The following is a 17,395-nucleotide window of genomic DNA, read 5'->3' on the forward strand; positions in this document are numbered from 1 at the left end:
ATTTTCGACAATTGAATAGTAATTAATACTGTAAGTTCATATCAAGATTGTTTCCATTCTAATAAATATATTTTAATTTGCATTTTATTTATATTAATAACAATGAAAATCATTAAATCAGCCCTTATCGTATTTATAGTATTTTCGATTAGCATGAAATCAATGTCACAAGATAAATATTCCTATTTAGCATTAGGTGATTCCTACACTATTGGTGAGTTAGTTGAAGAAGAAGAAAGATGGCCAGTTGTGCTTTCCAAAAAACTTAATGATCGTGGGATTGAAATAGAAGTGGAAAAAATAATAGCGACCACTGGATGGACAACGGATGAATTAATAGAGGCGATCAATAAAGATAAATCATTAGAAAACACTACTTATGATATTGTTAGTCTTCTTATTGGTGTTAATAATCAATATAGAGGTTATGGGATAATTCAATATGAAGAAGAGTTTGAAGAGTTATTAAAGAAAGCGATCACTTTAGCAGACAAGAAAGCTAAAAATGTATTCGTTGTAAGTATTCCAGATTATGGAGTTACTCCTTTTGTTAAAAATAATAATAAAAATGGAGCTATAATTGCTAAAGAACTTAAAAAATACAATAAGGTTGCAAGAAACATATGTGAAGAATACGGTGTCGAGTTTTTTGATATAACTCCCTTATCTTTAAAGGCTATTTGGAATACAGATTATGTTGCTAAAGATGATTTACATCCATCAGCCAAAATGTATGAAGAATGGGCGGATTATATTGAACCTGGTTTGTATCAGCTATTAAATAAATAATGAAGAAGTATATCCCTATATTTTTTATCCTAGTTTTTGTCTTTACGGCTTGTAAAGATAAAATGGTATGTGCTGCATTTCAGAGTAGCTACATTCTAGATGAGGAAGAACAAAGGAAGAGATTTTCCTTGTTTCAAGGGGATTCTTTGGTTTTAACAGCTTCAACATCTACAGGTCACTATAAAACCAATATCTATGGTATTTCTGAAAAGAAATACGGCTATTGGAAGGAACAAGGATTGCTACAAGTCGATCAGAAGAATGTATATAGCGAAGAGGTTGATTCATTATTAAATGTGAGTGAAAATGGATTGCCTGAAATTGCTGAAGGGGGAGATGCTCCAGAAAAAGTGCCTTTTACACCTGAATTAGATTCTGCACAGTTGGCACAAGGTGCTGATCCCTGGGATAATACAAAACGCTTTCACTACAATGTTGATTTTGTGAATTATATGTTATTAGTAGGAAATGATATTCTAATTCAACAATCTGCTGAAAGAGACTCAGCGCAAGCCAAACAAGAAAAGAGATTAGAAGGAGGTAAGGGAAATCAACAGGCAAGTGATTCAACCTCAAATGATAAGAAAAAAATATTCGGGAATCTGTTCAATAAAAAGGATAAGAAAGAAAATCAATCTGAACAGAAAAATGAAGAAAATTAAAAGCTGTTTCATTATTGAAACAGCTTTTTTTATTATCTATTAGGCTCAGTTCTTAATAATGAAGATTTCTTCAAAGCCTTTAACACTAAATATAAAATGATTGAAATGCCTGCTGCAATCAATAAATAATTATTAAAATTTTTAGATCCTTTTAATAACTCCCCAGCAATATCAAATGCTGCAAATATTATAAATATTGCTGCAAACCCATTTTTTTCCTTTTTTAGAACCTTTTTCCAACTGTATGGTAAATTAGGTTTTACAAAGTTCTTAAATGAAGGAATGAATGCAGGTGTTTTTTCTGCCCATTTTAAATAAGTTTCTCCAAATTTTCTCCTTAAGAATTGTTCTTCAGCGAACATAATTCTTTCATAATACACCCAATAGAATAATATGAAGGCAATATTGAACCATATATTTTCTGTTAAAAGAGCAGGTCCAAACCACATGAAAAAATTGCCAACATATAACGGATGTCGAACAGTAGAATAAATCCCCGTTGTATTTAATGAATCTGCTAGTTGTTTTTCGGTGTTTCTTCCAGAAGTGTTTTTTGGAGTATGACCGACCGTGTATGCTCTTATGTATTGACCAAATAAACTAACAGCGATACAGAATATTAAATAATAAGATTTTATTTGTGAATCTTGAATTATGAATGTTTCAGGGTTTAAAACAGAATAAAGATATACTGCTAAACCAATCAATAATATTAATACAGGTAAAGTTCCTCTGTATTTGAATAACCAAACTCCTTGTTTTTCAAATTCTTCTTGTAAAGCCATTAATTGTTTATATCAAAATTTATGGTCGCAAAGTAACTACTAAATCGTGAAATAATTAAGCCAATTAAGAGAAAAAGACAATTGTTTTCAATTTTCTCAATAAGTATACAGAATTAAAGTAAATTCATCTTATTTTTAGCTTATAAAATCGCACTAAAATGAAACATAAATTACTAATACTTTCCCTATTAATATCTTTAAGTTACTCCAGTATATTAGCTCAAGAAGCACAACATCCTATTGTGAAAGGATATGGTGGTATTTATGAAATTGAGGATCCTGTTGAATTAGTTCAGCCCGATAAAGAATATAAGATTCTTATTGAATTAGTATCTGAAAATAAAAATCCTGAAGAACATTCCTTTTGGATCAATAATGTTGCTCGCTTAATGAATTTACATGGAATTCAAGGAGTGCCAAAAGAAAATTTGAAAGTAAAGGTAGTAGTTCATGGACCTGCAGTATTAGATATTTTATCAAACGGTAATTATTTCGAAAAATTTAGAATTGCAAAAAATCCTAATATTCCAGTTTTGGAAGCTCTGGATGAGGCCGGTGCTGAAGTGATTGTGTGCGGTCAATCTTTATTGGCTCGGGATTTAGCAAGAGATGAAATATGGTCTAAAACTAAAGTGGCTACATCCGCACTCACTACAATTTCTAAAAATGTTTCAGAGGGCTATGTACTCTTTAAGTTTTAACTAAAGGTTAAACCAATAATTAAGTTTTAAAACGATGGCTCTGCTTTTTGTGTCCTCACCAGGTACAAAATCTATCGGGCCACCAGGGGCAAAGTTTTCTGTATAAACGAGGAAGACATCTGAAACCGGTGCAAATCTCCACTGGAATCTTAAATTATAGTTTACATTATCGAATCGGTTATTGTATTGAGCAAATCCTGTGAAAAATACTTTGTCCGTCATAGTAAAGTCAAGCCTTGGACCTAGGAGATAAAAGTTAGCATTTTCAAAGCCTTCAGAGAGTTGAATTGCATTGTAATCATAAGTAATAGCAAATGAACCGTAAGGTTGGAATCTATATGCTAACTGACCTCCTGCATTAAAACGAGTTCCTGTGTAGAATCCACCATAGGTAAGAGATCCGTCTATATTTAAAAGTTTTCTTCTATCAGATTGATAATTTAATCTCATGGAATTCCAATTGTAATCACTTCCCTGCGGTAAAATTCTATTTCCTATTGGAGCAATAGGGTTAAAATCAAAGAACATATATTGGTATGTTCTTGACCATTGTGCGGAAATGGAAGATGTATTGGTAAAGGATACACCATAATCTACACTGAAAGATCGATCAGTATTTTTCGAAAAATCATTATTGTAAGTGTAAGATATATCAAAGCTTATTTCTTGGTTTATAATAGCATCACTTTTGGGGTAATGAATGTATTTGGGACTAAAAGATCCCTGATTATATCCCACTCTTGGTACAAATCCCATTTCTGCATTAAAACCATCTCCAATAGCTGTGTGTACCCATCTTATTGAAAAATTTCTTTCTTGGTATCTTAAAAATGCTCCATGGTTATAGGTATTATCATCATTCCAGGTATCGAATGATTTTTGATAATAAAAGTCACCTGCCCAGCGCGTGTCTTCAGAGAATAAATTATATTCTAAGCCTACAACTCTATTGTAACTCTTGAATTCTACAGTTGTGTCTGAATTTTGAACTATCCTTCTGGCTACTGTAGGGTTATAAGAACTGAATTCTCTACTTTTATCTATATTTATATTTTGCTTGTTCGCAAAAACGAATGCCACATTTGATCTACTAAATATATTTTGTTGCAATGCCAAAACACTATAATTTTGAAAAGGTATACCTAATTCATTATTTTCAGCAGTACTCATGTTTAGTAAACCTAGCCTTAGTTTTTCATTTAATTTCCCACTTAATCTGGCTCCACCTACTATAGGTACCTGTCTAGTTCTTCCTAATGTATCGGTACTAATTCCTATCCTTCTTGAGAAAAATGCTCTGCTTTGAGGGAAGCCAAATTTGCTAAAAAGGTCTGCATTTTCCAGAAAGAATTGTCTTCTCTCTGGAAAGCTCACTTCAAATCGACTTAAATTTATGACTTGCCTATCAACTTCAACTTGTGAGAAATCTGGATTAACCGTTAAATCAAGATTTAAGCCAGGAGTAATTCCAATTTTAGCATCGAAACCAGCATTCGCTTTTTTAGAATAATTGGTTTCATTGGCTGCATAATTCCTTGATAAATCTCCCAATACATAAGGAATGAAGGATATATTACTACCTGTTTTTGGAGGATCCTCTGGCCACAATACTTTACCACTAAATGTAAGGGCGGAAGGTGTATATTGTTGTTCTACTGCTATCCAGCTACTTCTTTCATTTCTTTTTAAATGATTTCTAAAAAATTGGATATTCCAATTTCGATTACCTTCTGCATATCTGATAGATTTAAATGGAATAGCGATTTCAGCTATCCATCTATCATCATATTTCTTTACATTTGAACTCCATTTGTTATCCCAATCTTCATTAACATTTGTTCCTTCATCTATAGTACCCTCTCTTTGGACACCGTAAGGTGTTATTCCAAATGAAAAGCCATTAGTGAAATCATTATAAGGGTCTATATATATGCTGAAATTTTCATTTAAGGGCCAGTCCCAATCTCTTCTTAAGGATTGTACTACATAGCCGTCCTGTCCATCAAAACAAGTAATGGCAAAATAGAAGTTTTCATTATCGTAGGTCATTCTTACTTCCGATTCCAATTCCGCAGATCTATTATCATCTGGAATTACCATATAAAAATCAGTAGCTACTTCTGTTTCTTGCCAGATTAATTCATTCAAAATTCCATCAAGTACAATCTTCTCAGTTGTTTTTTGAAGGTTATAAACTGTTTCCTGAGCTACATTTTGAGCAAAGGAAGTAATTATTGAGGCAAAGAAAAATGCAATAGTAAGATATATTGATCGTACATTCATAAGAGGCAATACTACAAATTAATGCGATCGCATGTTTGAACAATTTTATAGACGGACTTATAATTTTTTACAACTTTATTTTCTTAGGAATACTAAAAAAGAAACTGCTTCCTTCTCCAACTTTTGATTCCACCCATATATCACCCCCATATTTCTTAAGAATTTTTTTACATATTGCTAATCCTAAACCTGTGCCTGAATAGCTTGATTTTGAATGTAGTCTTTGGAAAATCTGAAAGATTTTATCATGATATTTTTCATCTATGCCAATGCCATTATCTTGAATTCTAAATATAAAAAACCTTTTATCTTCTTTCCATGAGATGTCAATTTTTATGGATTGATCTTTAAGGGTGTATTTAATGGCATTACCTATTAAATTATGAAAAACTTGTCTTATCGCTGTTTTGCTAAATAAAACTGAAGGTAGTTCATCAACATTTAAATCAACTGTTTTCTCAGTTAAACTAGTATGCAATAAGCTTAAAACTTCGGATAGCTCTTCATTAAAATCAAGTTGTTCTAAATTTTCTTCCTGATTACCTGCTCTGGAGTATTCCAATAAATCAATAATTATTTGCCGCATTCTTTTAGCACCATCAACTGCAAAGTTTATATATGTTTGTGCTTTATCATCTAATTGACCTTCATATTTATTTTGCAATTGTTCCATGAAACTCGAGACCATTCTTAGCGGTTCCTGTAAATCATGTGAAGCTATGTAGGCGAATTGCTCTAATTCTTGATTGCTTTCTTCCAGCTTTTTTGTGTATTTCTTAAGCTTAAGGTTTAAAGCTTCTAATTTTTTTTGATGCTCCTTTTCATGTGTGATATCCGTAAAATAAATAGATAATCCATTTTTGGAAGGATAAGCTCTGATGTTAAACCACACTTTTAATACATCATTATAAAAGTCAAAAGAGCGAGTTTCATTGTTTTTAATTGCTAGATTATATTCTTTTGCAGCAATACTATCTTTAGTATAGTCAAAAATATCCCACATATTTCTACCAATGGCATTTGTTTTCTGAAGATTTAGGAGTTTTTCAGCTTTTTTATTGAGATATATAAAATTATAATCATTATCAACTGCTAAAAAAGCATCCGAAATGCTTTCTAATATTTCGTTTTCTTTCTCATACGCATTTTCTAGCTCTTCTTGTATTATTTTTCTTTCGGTTATGTCTTTGAAGTAAATGGAAAATCCTTCCTTACTAGGATAAATACACTCATCAAACCAAATTTTGAATGGAGGGAAATAAAACTCAAACTGTGCTAATTTTGATGATTTTTTTACTTTTTCTAGATAACCTTTAAAAACGGTTTCGCTTAATTCCGGAAATTCTTTGAATAAGTTTTTACCTAATAATTCGTTCTCATTTCTATTAAGTAATTTTTGAGCGCTCTTGTTAAGGTAAGTGAAATTATAATCTTTATCTAATGCGTAAAAGGCATCTGAAATACTTTCTAGAATATTTTTCTTATCGGCTAGTGCTTTTTGAATTTCAAATTTAGTTTTAACCTTTTCTGTTACGTCTTGTACAGTTGAAATCATTAAATCTAATTCTGAGAGCGGAATATTCTTTGCATCTATATATTTAGTATCTCCAGTTTTAGTGGTAACCCTGATTTCATTCCACTGCATTTTATTTACATCTCCTGTTGCAATATCACCCATTACTTTGGCAATCATTTCATGCCTATAAGTTGGATCAGGATATACTTTTTCAAAGAAAGCATTTACATCCTTTAAATCTTTTTCTTCCCAGCCATAAGTCTCACTAAACTTTTTATTCATCATAACTTGCTGTCCTGTACTTATTATGTTCACAGCAACTCCCAAGGGAATATGGTCAATTATATTTTGAATTAGTTCATACCTTTTAAATTGTTCGTTTTCTATTTGCTTTTTATGGGTAATATCAGTGGAATGACAAACTAAGCCAATTATGTTCTTGTCTTCATAGATAGGGGTAAGATTAGCAAGAATCCAAGCTTCCTCTATTTCAGGATTTCCGTTAGGAGCAATCTCAACATTAATTTCTTCACCCTTGAAACATCTATCATAAAGATCCTTCCAAATCTTTAAATATTCCTCAGTTAGATGAGGTATCTCAAGCATATTAACTCCAACACTTAAATCATAATACAAATTTGATTTAAATCTGTCTTTCATGCTTTTATTAAAGGCTAATAGCTTATAATCCTTATCAATACTCCATATCAGATTGTTTGTATTGTTTATTAAGGAGATAGGGGATTGTAGAATTTGAGATTTATTGATATTGTCAGGGTCTTCAAACTCCTCTTTTCTGGCTAGGCAGTATATAATCTCAGTATTTTTATCAAATTGAATCTTTGTTTTTAATGGGAGCCTATTTTCATTTTTATGGATAAATAAAAATGAATAATTTTTTACAGATTTAGAATTCTGAATTTCTTTTAGTAATTCAACAATTTCATTTTTATTATTTGCAGTGAATTTGGAAATGTTGCGGTGAATTAATTCATCAGCTTTATAGCCTAATAATTCTTCGCAATTCTCATAAACGAATATGAAATTTCCTGATATGTCAAGTGTAAAAGCAATATCTTGGCTTAAAGCCATAATTTTATTTAATGATATTGCCTTTTCTTCAACCATTTTAAAAAATTTAAATCAGCAAAAAATACTTAGTTTTATCTTACTAAAATTACATGATTACAAGTTTTTTTGCAATTTTAATTGGTGCGAAAAGGTACACGAACATATAGAATAAGTTATGCTCTCTCATATACTTTATATGTAAAGTCAAATTGATGTTTCTCATCTGTTGGGTGATGCTCACTACTTACTTCTTTCCAATTTGATTTGTCAAAATCCGGAAAAAAAGCATCTGCATCAGGAAATTTTGCATTTACTTCAGTTATGTAAAGCCTGTCAGCAAATTGTAAGCCTTGCTCGTAAATTTGGCCACCTCCGATTATGAATAATTCTTCTTCCTTATTTTCTTTTGCGTATTGTATTCCTTCTTCAATATTGTGAAATACAATGGTGCCGTCATGTTCCCATTCTTTATTTCTGGTAATGACTATATTTATTCTGTTGGGTAATGGCTGGAACTTCTCGCCTAATGAATCGAAATTTTTCCGACCCATCAAAATGTGGTGGTTACGTGTTTTATCTTTAAAGTATTTGAGATCATCTGGAAGGTGCCATATCATGTCATTATTCTTTCCTATTGCATTATTAATGGCTCTTGCGACTATCATTGATATTATCATAGAATCAAATTTATAGTATTAATTTGTATTCAAAATTAAGGTTTAAAATTCTTTTATGAATTAAACACAATTTATTCATTTACTCAGGTTTTAAAATACTAATTTATTAAGGGTTTTATCTTTTTTGATTTTTAATCAAATTTTATCTTCTTCAATGGGTTCATCAAATAATTTATTGCTATGATTCCTAATGCTATAAGAGCTTTTATATCTGATTTTCATCAAGCAAGCGTAAATAATTTTATTACCGTAGGAGGAGGGAGTATCAATGAAGCTTATAAGTATTCATTAAATGATACAAGTTATTTCGTAAAGTTTAATAATCAAATAGAGGGGATAATTGAAAAGGAAGTGGAGGCTTTAAATGCTATAGATAATTTGAATTGTATAGCAACTCCTCAAATCATATGTTTTAAAAAACTGAATGGCTATGAAATATTAATTTTAGAGTTCATCAATTCAGGAATAAAAAGTCATCAGTCTTGGGAAAATTTTGGAAGGCAATTAGCTAATATGCATAAGGAGCCAGCACCATTTTATGGGTGGGAAGAAAATAACTTTATTGGAGCTTTAGAACAATCAAATAAGCCGCAAGATAATTTTCGTGATTTTTTTATACACCAAAGACTTTCTCCACAATTAGGGTTAGCAAAAAAGAAGAATCTACTGAGTAGGAATGAACTTAAATTGTTTGACAAACTATTTTTAAACTTACCTTCAATTTTACCAGATACTAAACCCTCCTTAGTACATGGCGATTTATGGAGTGGTAATTTCATAATAGGAGAAAATGATAGACCTTATTTAATAGATCCTGCGGTTCATTACAGTTTTCGAGAAATTGATTTGGCATTCACTCATTTATTTGGTGGTTTTGATAGCACGTTTTATGATAGTTATCAAAATCAATATCGGTTAGAGCCAAATTTTAATGAAAGAATAGATTTATATAACTTATATCCCTTATTAGTCCATTTGAATTTATTTGGTACTGGGTATTACCATTCCGTGATAAGTAGTTTGAAAAAATATGTATGAAAATGTACGAAAGTGAATGAAAATGTGTTCGATTTCGAACTATTTTACATTTGTATAAAATCAAAAAGCCTGTTTAATTCATTTAAATGCATATCTGCAACTATTGTAATTTTGGCAGCGTCTTAGATATAGAAACAATAACAAAATAATAAATTCACAAAAAATCTAAGAAAATGAAAACTGTTAAAACCACCGCCAGAATGATTGCTTTAAGCTTAATTTTTAGCTTAGCCTTTAGTGTAACTGCCTTTGCTGATCCGAAGGAAAAATCAGAAACTCCTTCCTATTCAGATACTGAAATGATTGAAATGTTAGAGTTAGATTATGAATTTTCTAATATTGAAAATGATTTAAGAAGAGAAGGGATTTTAGAATGTGCTAATGCAGAGATTATTGTAGTATTAGGAGAGAATGATGAGATTGTTTATCAAGGATCCCATCAATTAGAAGATGAAAATAATGCGTTTTTAACAAGATTGTTAACTAAAGCTGATTATTTAATGTCTTCAGGAAACAAAAACTTTTACAAAGTATTTTAAAATGAATTTCTAAAATGTGAAAATAAAATTTTATGGAATATCTATAAAAAAGGCTGCCTCATGAGGACAGCCTTTATTATTTATAGTATTTTTAATTATTTCTATTTGAATTTAGGGTGATCTTCACCAGGGAAATTTTCTTCAAAGAAATCACCATATTCAGAAATGGTTCGCTTCATATCCTTCCTTAACCATAAAATACCAACTAAGTTAGGAAGTGTCATTAATGCAATGGTAATCGCAGATAATGTCCAGATAATAGTAGTATCTTGAAATGCTGCAAAGAAAAAGGCTACAACATATACAATTCTATAATAAATAACCGATTTAGGCCCAAATAGATATGTCATTGCTCTGTCGCCATAATATGACCAGCTAATCGCTGTACTAAATGCGAATAATAACAAACCAATTGAAACTATATATTGACCAAAGTCACCAAAAAATCCTCTTTTAAATGCCAAAGCTGTTAATGGCGCACTATGTACCAAAGATTCACCAATAAACTTAATTGGTCGATCATCAGAAATCTTTCCGTTTGTAACGGCTACAGATCCTGTAAACACTTCATCGGTTAATAAATCTTCATCTTTATAAACTGTAATGTTATCGGCAAAACTTCTACTATGAATGAAAGTAAAGTCATCATTTTGAATTTTTCCGTCTACTACCTTTAACTCACCTGTATAAGTAGGAAGCTTCTCTACATCATTAATGTGCATGTAGATTTTATTTTTATGCCCCTCATTTGACTCAACATATTCTTTTTCAAGAATTTCAATTTCAGCATATTCAAATTGATTCACATGCTTTTCATTCCACGCACCAGATGATAATAAAACTAATCCAGTTACAGTACAGATAATGATAGTATCGATAAAAGGCTCTAAAATTGCCACCATACCTTCGGATAAAGGTTCATTTGCTTTTGCAGATGCGTGCGCAATTGGGGCAGAACCTTGTCCAGCCTCATTTGAGAATAATCCTCTGTTTACTCCTCTGTTAAATGCGTATGCTATATTAGCTCCAATAAAACCGCCAGTAGCTGCAGATCCAGTGAATACATCTCCGAAAATAGCGATGAATGAAGGAATAATATTTTCATAATTAAATAGAATAACTGCAAATGCACCAATGAAATATATAATTGCCATTCCTGGTACAAGCTTAGAAGTTACAGCTGCAATTCTTTTAATACCTCCAATAATCACCAAACCTAAAAGTACTGCTAATACGGCTCCTGTTAAAACTTGGTCGATTCCGAAAGTAGCCAATAATGTGCTAGAGATACTATTGATTTGAGGTAAACTACCTGTTCCAAAGGAAGATAAAACAGTTGCAAATGCAAAGATTGCAGCTAACCATTTTAAGTTTACTTTTTTACCATTGAATGTGAAGTTTGCATTCTTCATGTAGTACATCGGACCACCTGCCATTGTACCATCATCTAGTTTTGTTCTATATTTATGAGAAAGTGAAACTTCAACAAATTTTGTACACATACCGATTGCAGCGGTTACAAGCATCCAGAATAATGCAGCGGGTCCACCTAAGTGAATTGCAAATGCAACACCGGCAATATTACCAGTTCCTACTGTACCTGATAATGCTGTAGCTAAAGCTTGAAAGTGAGAGGTATCTCCAGGTAAATCTTTACGGTCAAATTTACCAGATACAATTTTTACAGCGTGCTTAAAAAATCGTATTTGAGGAAATTTAAGATAAAACGTGAAAAATAAACCCGTTCCTAATAGCGCGTATGGAAACCAAGTTGCACTACCAATAAAGCTATCAATTAAAATCAGAAAATTATTTACTTCTTGCATAAAGCTATAGTTCAGTTAGTGTACTTTTTTTAGAATGGTGACAAAACTAACAAAAATTACATTAGATAAATGATTTGATCCTACTGTTTTTATGATTGGTTTGTAGAAATGATAAATTTCTAAGACATAAATGGTTTTAAACGAACCAAGCCAAAGTGGATTTTAACTCTACTATTTTTTACTATTTAGGGATTTGCCTTTATCTTTGACTTGATCTTAAAATTTCACCTATTTATCATGCGTAAAATACTACTCACATTCCTATTCAGCTGTATATCCATCTTTTCAATACAAGCACAGTTTGAATTAGACAGCTTAAAACAGAAATGGATAAATGTTGGCAGAGAACCAATTGAAGGAGTTTACTCTTTATCTGGAAATAGCAGGTCTTATTCAATTGCATTAGCTAAAAATGACGATGTTTTTAAATTAGTTTATTTACAAGGTGGATTAGATAGTTGGGTTTATGGCGACCTAAAAGGAATGATAGCTAAATCTGGTGAGATGTACGAAGGAAGATGGAATGCTGGTAAACCAACAAAGCCAAATCTGGAGGATATTAAAATCGTTTTTGGGAACAAAAAATTTATTTTGTACTGGTCGGATTGGTCAATTGATGAGTTCAAAATGATATATCCTGAAAAAGCAGAAGAGCCAACTAATATGGATAAGGTTTTTATGGATGAGGCTTTTAAAAGGGATGAGATTTCAATTCCTATTCAATTGAGTGATTCAGGTGAAGTTGAAATTCCTGTGATGGTTAATGATGTATTAAAAATATACATTGGTTTAGAGAAAACTTCACAGGAGGTAATTGTTTCTCGAGATATTGCCAAGACCTTAATTCAGACCAAAACATTGGGATATAAAGAATGGAAACAAGGAAATTATTATCACTTTATTGATGATAAGAAAGAATTTGAACCCCCTCATGTTTTTAATTTAAATTCATTAGGATTAGGAGAACAACAATTAAATGATCTGGAAGCCGTTGTTTCAAAAGACTTGACAAGATCTATGCTAATCAGTTTTGATGTATTGGAAAGATTTGGAAAAGTAAATATTGATTTAGAAAATAAACTTTTAACCATTAAGCCATGATTATTAATTCATTTATCCCATTATTATTTGCATTAGTATCCTTCCATTTAGATACACAAACCCAATTAGAGATTGAAATAGGTGAATTTAGAAATGAAAAAGGCCATATATTATTATCGGTATTTGATAATGCTGAGGACTTCCCAAGAAATGCCGAAAATGCAGTGGTCAATAAAAAAGTTAAGGTGAATCAAAAAATTCATACGATATCTATAGACAATCTTCCGGAAGGAGATTATGCCATTGTTTTTTTACATGATGAAAATGGAAATGAAGAAATGGATACCAATTTTGTAGGTGCTCCTGAAGAAGGATATGGTGCTAGTAATGATGCTGTGAATATGTTCAGTGCACCAAAATATGAAGAAGCAAAATTCACTTTGGGGACAGAACCTCTTAAAATCAAAATGAAAATATTTTATTAGTTCAATGATGTACACTAAATATTTAGCATTAGCATTTGTATTATTTATTTTCTCATGCTCACAAAAATCTGATCAAAATGAAACTCAAGATCCTTTATGGGATTTAGAAGAACAAGTATTTGAAAAAGGTGAAAATATTAAAATAGATGAAATCAATAAGTCTATTGAAAAGGCAAGTAGCATGCGTCTTAGTTGGGCATATAGCCCTATTACGATTGCTATTAGAATAGCAGGACAGCAAATGATAGGGCCAAATGTGAAAATCTTAGCAAAAAGTTTATCAGGTAATGAACTTATAACTCATGTGGTAGTGATGGTTGAAAAGAAAAGTATACCAGATGATTCCATTGCAGATGAGTATTACAGGGTTGAATTAAAATTAGGAGGAAGCATTTGGCAGGTCGTAGATATTAAGAATGCTTGGAGCTGCAGAACCAATAGAGGTCATTCTGAGGTTAGCGCTGTATTGTGTAAATAAAAATTAATGGCTTCACGGTATAAGTTTTTTTACTTAATTGAAATTCAATATTTAGGATTTAGATATCATGGCTGGCAATTTCAAAAGGAAGTGAAAACGCTTCAAGGAATGCTAGAAAGGACTTTTAAATTTCTCTTCGAACAGCAGACATTTAAAATATTAGCATCTGGCAGGACTGACGCTATGGTATCTGCTGAAAGTTCTTATTTTGAGCTTTTTACAAATCATGAGCTTGAGCTCGATAGTTTTATTCAAGAGCTTGATTATAACTTACCCCCTGATATTAAAGTGAAAAATATATCAGTTGTTGACGCTAAATTCAATGTTATTCAAGATGTTGAACTCAAAACCTATCATTATTATTTTGCTTCAGTTCAAGAAAAATATCCTTTTGCCTCGCCATTAATGAATTGTATTCAAGCACCTTTAGATATTGAGGCCATGATAAGTGCAGCCAGCATATATAAAGGCTTACATGACTTCAAATTTTTTATGACAGGAGATGCTGAAAATAAAAATACAGAGCGATACATTGAGGATAGTAAGATAGAGCCTAATCAAGAATTAACTGCTAGTTTTTTTCCAGAGGACAGTTACGTTTTTTCTGTTACCGGAAAAGGGTTTATGCGTTATCAAGTTCGATATATGATGGGCGCCTTAATTAAAATTGGGATGGGGGAGATTTCTATAAAAGATTTAGAAAACACCTTAAAAGGAAAAGAAGCTGCTTTTGAAAAATTCAATGCTGCAGCTTCAGGTTTAATGGTGAAAAATGTAAAGTTTAAATAATTATACTTTAAATAAGCCTGAGCTTAAATAGCGATCTCCTCTGTCACAGGTAATGCATACAATCACACCTGAATCTATTTCTTTGGCAATTTCTAATGCAGCATAAAGAGCTCCTCCACTGCTCATACCTGCTAAAATACCTTCCTCTTTTGCCATTCTTCTGGTCATGTCAGTTGCGTTTTCTTCACTAACATCAATGGTTCTATTCACTCTTTCTGCTTCAAATATTTTCGGTAAAAATTCAGGAGACCATCTTCTAATTCCTGGAATTTTTGAACCATCAGTTGGCTGTGTTCCCACAATTTGAACATCAGGATTTTGCTCTTTCAAATATCTCGATACTCCCATTATTGTACCTGTAGTACCCATAGCAGAAACAAAATGGGTGATTTTGCCTTGAGTATCATTCCAGATTTCAGGTCCTGTAGTTTTATAATGCTGCTTATAGTTATCAGCATTTCCAAATTGATTAAGCATATAATACTTACCGCTTGCAGCCATTTCTTCTGCAACTGTTCGGGAATATTCAATAGTGCCTTCAGCTTTAGTTAATATTACCTCAGCACCATAAGCTTCCATTGTTTGAATTCTTTCTGCTGTAGAGTTCTCAGGCATTATTAGAGTCATATGTAAGCCCTTAAGCTTAGCAATCATGGCAAGCGCAATACCCGTATTTCCACTAGTTGCTTCTACTAATTTATCTCCTGCTTTTATATCACCTCTTTCTAAGGCAGCACTAATCATCCCTAAAGCAGCTCTATCTTTTACACTACCACCTGGATTTTGCCCTTCAAGTTTACAATAAATTTTTACGTTTTTATTTGTGGGAATATTCTTTAATTCTACAATTGGAGTATTTCCCACTAAGTCTTCTACAAACATATTATCCTAATGATTTTTTGTGTAAATGTTTATTTTCAGAATCATAATATAATCTGGAATTAGGCTCTATGCTTTTGGTAATCCAACTGTTACCACCGATAATACAATTATCACCTATTATTGTTTTACCACCAAGAATGGTGGCATTAGCATAAATCACAACATTATTGCCTATAGTAGGATGTCTTTTTTGGCTAGCGTTTTCTTTTTTAACGCTTGTTGCTCCTAAGGTAACACCTTGGTAAATTTTTACATTATCACCAATTTCAGTGGTTTCACCTATTACAATTCCCGTTGCATGGTCAATACAGAAATTTGCCCCAATTTTTGCAGCTGGATGTATGTCTACACCAGTTTTACTGTGAGCATGCTCGCTAATTATTCTGGCAATTAATACGAAGCCAGCATTGTATATACAGTGCGCAATTCGATAGGCAGCAATAGCTTTAAACCCAGGATAAGTTTTAATGACTTCTAACCTGTTTTTTGCTGCCGGATCACCTTCAAATATTGCAGTCACATCTTTTTCAAGAGCATATTTGATATTCAATAAATCATCAAATAGAAGCGCTTCTTCACCTGGAAACTCTTCTTTTAATTTTTTACATCGCTTTTCAAGTAAAGAGTGCCATTCATTTTTCAGATGACTATATTTCTCTTCTATTTGAGATATCTCTAATAATTTCTCGTTTCCATAATCAGGAAAAATAAAGCCTAAAAGTGATTCATAAAAAGCAATGATGCTATCTGGTGAAGGACAGCCTAAAGCATTTCTATGTTCTTGATGTAAAGCGTTTAAAAATTCCTGTTGCATTAATCTTTGATTTCTTCTTTACCGTCTGCATGAATTGCAAACCTTCCTCTTAATCGGTCATGAGTATGTTCATATGAAGGCCATGGCCATCCTCCAAATTCAGTCTTTTGAAATTCCATTATCGTTTCTCTCACTTCAGCTGGATAATTAAGAACAAATGGTCCATGCTGAACGACTGGTTCATTAATAGGGTTTCCTTGAAGTAATAATAAACGTGCTTCTTCATTGCCATTCTTTAATGTGATATCGGCTCTTGGATCAATATCAGCGCCATGATAATGAGGAAAGTCAGTATCATTTAATTTGAAACTTTCACCTTTAAAAAAGTATAGGTTTCTATTGATCTTATTTTCGGATGTTGGCAAAGTAAACTCAGCCCCAGGCTCCATTTTAATATGCCAAATTGCGACTTCATTTTCAGGATTTGCTGCCCAAGAATTTGGAGCTGGATTTGGTGCAGTTTTATCTCCAAGCTTTCCAGCCATAACTTCTACCTCTGTTAATTTTCCATTAGCATCTTCATGCTTGTAAATTGGAATAGTATCTTTCCATAACATGGAGAAGTGAGGTTCAACTTTTTTACTGTCTCTTGGAAGGTTTAGCCAAATCTGAAATAGCTCCAATGGATTTTCTTCCTCTTCTTTTAATAATGGAAACATTTCAGAATGTTGCACTCCTTTACCAGCTGTCATCCATTGTACATCTCCATTACCAAATCTTCCTGCAGCACCTAATGAATCTGAGTGATCGACTAAGCCTTTTCTTACTGCAGTTACGGTTTCAAATCCACAATGAGGATGTGCGGGAAAGCCTGGAACTTTACTTCCATGATACATCCTCCATCCATCTTTTATTGTAAAATCTTGGCCAATCATTCGCCCATCCAGAGAGGCAGCTGGCCCTAAATCCTTATTACCCTTGGGAAAAAAATCTTCATGATGAACACAAAACAAGAACGGATCTTGAGTTTGCCAAGGGAAGCTTAATTTTTCTATTTTATTTATTCCTGAATTTTCCAT

General features: G+C 32.2%; 17 protein-coding genes. 9 read left to right on the top strand and 8 right to left on the bottom strand.

Annotation, left to right across the window (positions count from 1 at the left end):
• Positions 1–102 precede the first annotated feature (102 nt).
• Entirely contained in the window at positions 103–789 is a 687-nt protein-coding gene (locus QYS48_RS12710) for an SGNH/GDSL hydrolase family protein (protein WP_302124131.1), read from the top strand.
• Positions 789–1,451: a hypothetical protein gene (locus tag QYS48_RS12715; protein ID WP_308356234.1), complete on the top strand. Its 663-nt coding sequence runs from the start codon at positions 789–791 to the stop codon at positions 1,449–1,451. Before QYS48_RS12710 ends, QYS48_RS12715 begins: the two co-directional genes overlap by 1 nt.
• Positions 1,452–1,483: 32 nt before the next feature.
• Here the strand turns inward: QYS48_RS12715 and QYS48_RS12720 are convergent, their stop codons facing one another.
• Positions 1,484–2,236, bottom strand: a complete 753-nt coding sequence (locus QYS48_RS12720) for an isoprenylcysteine carboxylmethyltransferase family protein (protein ID WP_308356235.1) — start codon at positions 2,234–2,236, stop codon at positions 1,484–1,486.
• Between the two features lie 158 nt (positions 2,237–2,394).
• On the opposite strand from QYS48_RS12720, the gene QYS48_RS12725 reads away from it, so the two are divergent.
• Complete coding sequence (locus QYS48_RS12725) at positions 2,395–2,937, top strand: DsrE family protein (protein ID WP_308356236.1); 543 nt, start codon at positions 2,395–2,397, stop codon at positions 2,935–2,937.
• On the opposite strand, the gene QYS48_RS12730 is transcribed toward QYS48_RS12725, so the two are convergent.
• The 3 genes from QYS48_RS12730 to QYS48_RS12740 form a co-directional block, all read right to left on the bottom strand.
• Positions 2,938–5,220 (bottom strand): DUF5916 domain-containing protein, encoded by a 2,283-nt coding sequence (locus tag QYS48_RS12730; RefSeq protein WP_308356237.1) that lies wholly within the window; start codon positions 5,218–5,220, stop codon positions 2,938–2,940. It lies immediately after the preceding gene.
• A 67-nt stretch (positions 5,221–5,287) separates the two neighbouring features.
• Entirely contained in the window at positions 5,288–7,864 is a 2,577-nt protein-coding gene (locus QYS48_RS12735; RefSeq protein ID WP_308356238.1) for a PAS domain S-box protein, read from the bottom strand.
• Between the two features lie 116 nt (positions 7,865–7,980).
• On the bottom strand, positions 7,981–8,484 hold the full coding sequence (locus tag QYS48_RS12740; protein WP_308356239.1) for a dihydrofolate reductase: 504 nt from the start codon (positions 8,482–8,484) through the stop codon (positions 7,981–7,983).
• Between the two features lie 180 nt (positions 8,485–8,664).
• On the opposite strand from QYS48_RS12740, the gene QYS48_RS12745 reads away from it, so the two are divergent.
• On the top strand, positions 8,665–9,522 hold the full coding sequence (locus QYS48_RS12745) for a fructosamine kinase family protein (RefSeq protein WP_308356240.1): 858 nt from the start codon (positions 8,665–8,667) through the stop codon (positions 9,520–9,522).
• 173 nt (positions 9,523–9,695) lie between these two features.
• Positions 9,696–10,061 carry a hypothetical protein gene (locus QYS48_RS12750; RefSeq protein WP_308356241.1) on the top strand — a complete coding sequence of 122 codons (366 nt, stop codon included), beginning with the start codon at positions 9,696–9,698 and terminating at the stop codon, positions 10,059–10,061.
• A gap of 101 nt (positions 10,062–10,162) precedes the next feature.
• Here QYS48_RS12750 and QYS48_RS12755 read toward each other — a convergent pair whose 3' ends face one another.
• Positions 10,163–11,887, bottom strand: a complete 1,725-nt coding sequence (locus QYS48_RS12755) for an amino acid carrier protein (RefSeq protein ID WP_308356242.1) — start codon at positions 11,885–11,887, stop codon at positions 10,163–10,165.
• Between the two features lie 237 nt (positions 11,888–12,124).
• On the opposite strand from QYS48_RS12755, the gene QYS48_RS12760 reads away from it, so the two are divergent.
• The 4 genes from QYS48_RS12760 to truA are packed head-to-tail and all read left to right on the top strand — an operon-like array spanning position 12,125 to position 14,680.
• The gene (locus tag QYS48_RS12760) at positions 12,125–12,988 is read left to right on the top strand and encodes a hypothetical protein (protein ID WP_308356243.1); all 864 of its coding nucleotides are present in this window, start codon (positions 12,125–12,127) and stop codon (positions 12,986–12,988) included.
• On the top strand, positions 12,985–13,413 hold the full coding sequence (locus tag QYS48_RS12765) for a DUF2141 domain-containing protein (protein WP_302101377.1): 429 nt from the start codon (positions 12,985–12,987) through the stop codon (positions 13,411–13,413). The genes QYS48_RS12760 and QYS48_RS12765 overlap by 4 nt, the downstream gene beginning before the upstream one ends.
• Positions 13,414–13,417: 4 nt before the next feature.
• Complete coding sequence (locus tag QYS48_RS12770) at positions 13,418–13,891, top strand: hypothetical protein (RefSeq protein WP_302101376.1); 474 nt, start codon at positions 13,418–13,420, stop codon at positions 13,889–13,891.
• A 6-nt stretch (positions 13,892–13,897) separates the two neighbouring features.
• Complete coding sequence (gene truA, locus QYS48_RS12775; RefSeq protein WP_308356244.1) at positions 13,898–14,680, top strand: tRNA pseudouridine(38-40) synthase TruA; 783 nt, start codon at positions 13,898–13,900, stop codon at positions 14,678–14,680.
• Here the strand turns inward: truA and cysM are convergent, their stop codons facing one another.
• From cysM to QYS48_RS12790, 3 genes are read right to left on the bottom strand one after another with little or no spacing between them, the layout of a single operon-like run.
• Positions 14,681–15,562 carry a cysteine synthase CysM gene (gene cysM, locus QYS48_RS12780; protein ID WP_308356245.1) on the bottom strand — a complete coding sequence of 294 codons (882 nt, stop codon included), beginning with the start codon at positions 15,560–15,562 and terminating at the stop codon, positions 14,681–14,683.
• Between the two features lies 1 nt (position 15,563).
• On the bottom strand, positions 15,564–16,376 hold the full coding sequence (epsC, locus tag QYS48_RS12785; protein WP_308356246.1) for a serine O-acetyltransferase EpsC: 813 nt from the start codon (positions 16,374–16,376) through the stop codon (positions 15,564–15,566).
• Positions 16,376–17,395: a pirin family protein gene (locus tag QYS48_RS12790; RefSeq protein WP_308356247.1), complete on the bottom strand. Its 1,020-nt coding sequence runs from the start codon at positions 17,393–17,395 to the stop codon at positions 16,376–16,378. Before QYS48_RS12790 ends, epsC begins: the two co-directional genes overlap by 1 nt.

It is taken from the genome of Marivirga arenosa (genome assembly GCF_030503895.2).
Lineage (GTDB): Bacteria > Bacteroidota > Bacteroidia > Cytophagales > Cyclobacteriaceae > Marivirga > Marivirga arenosa.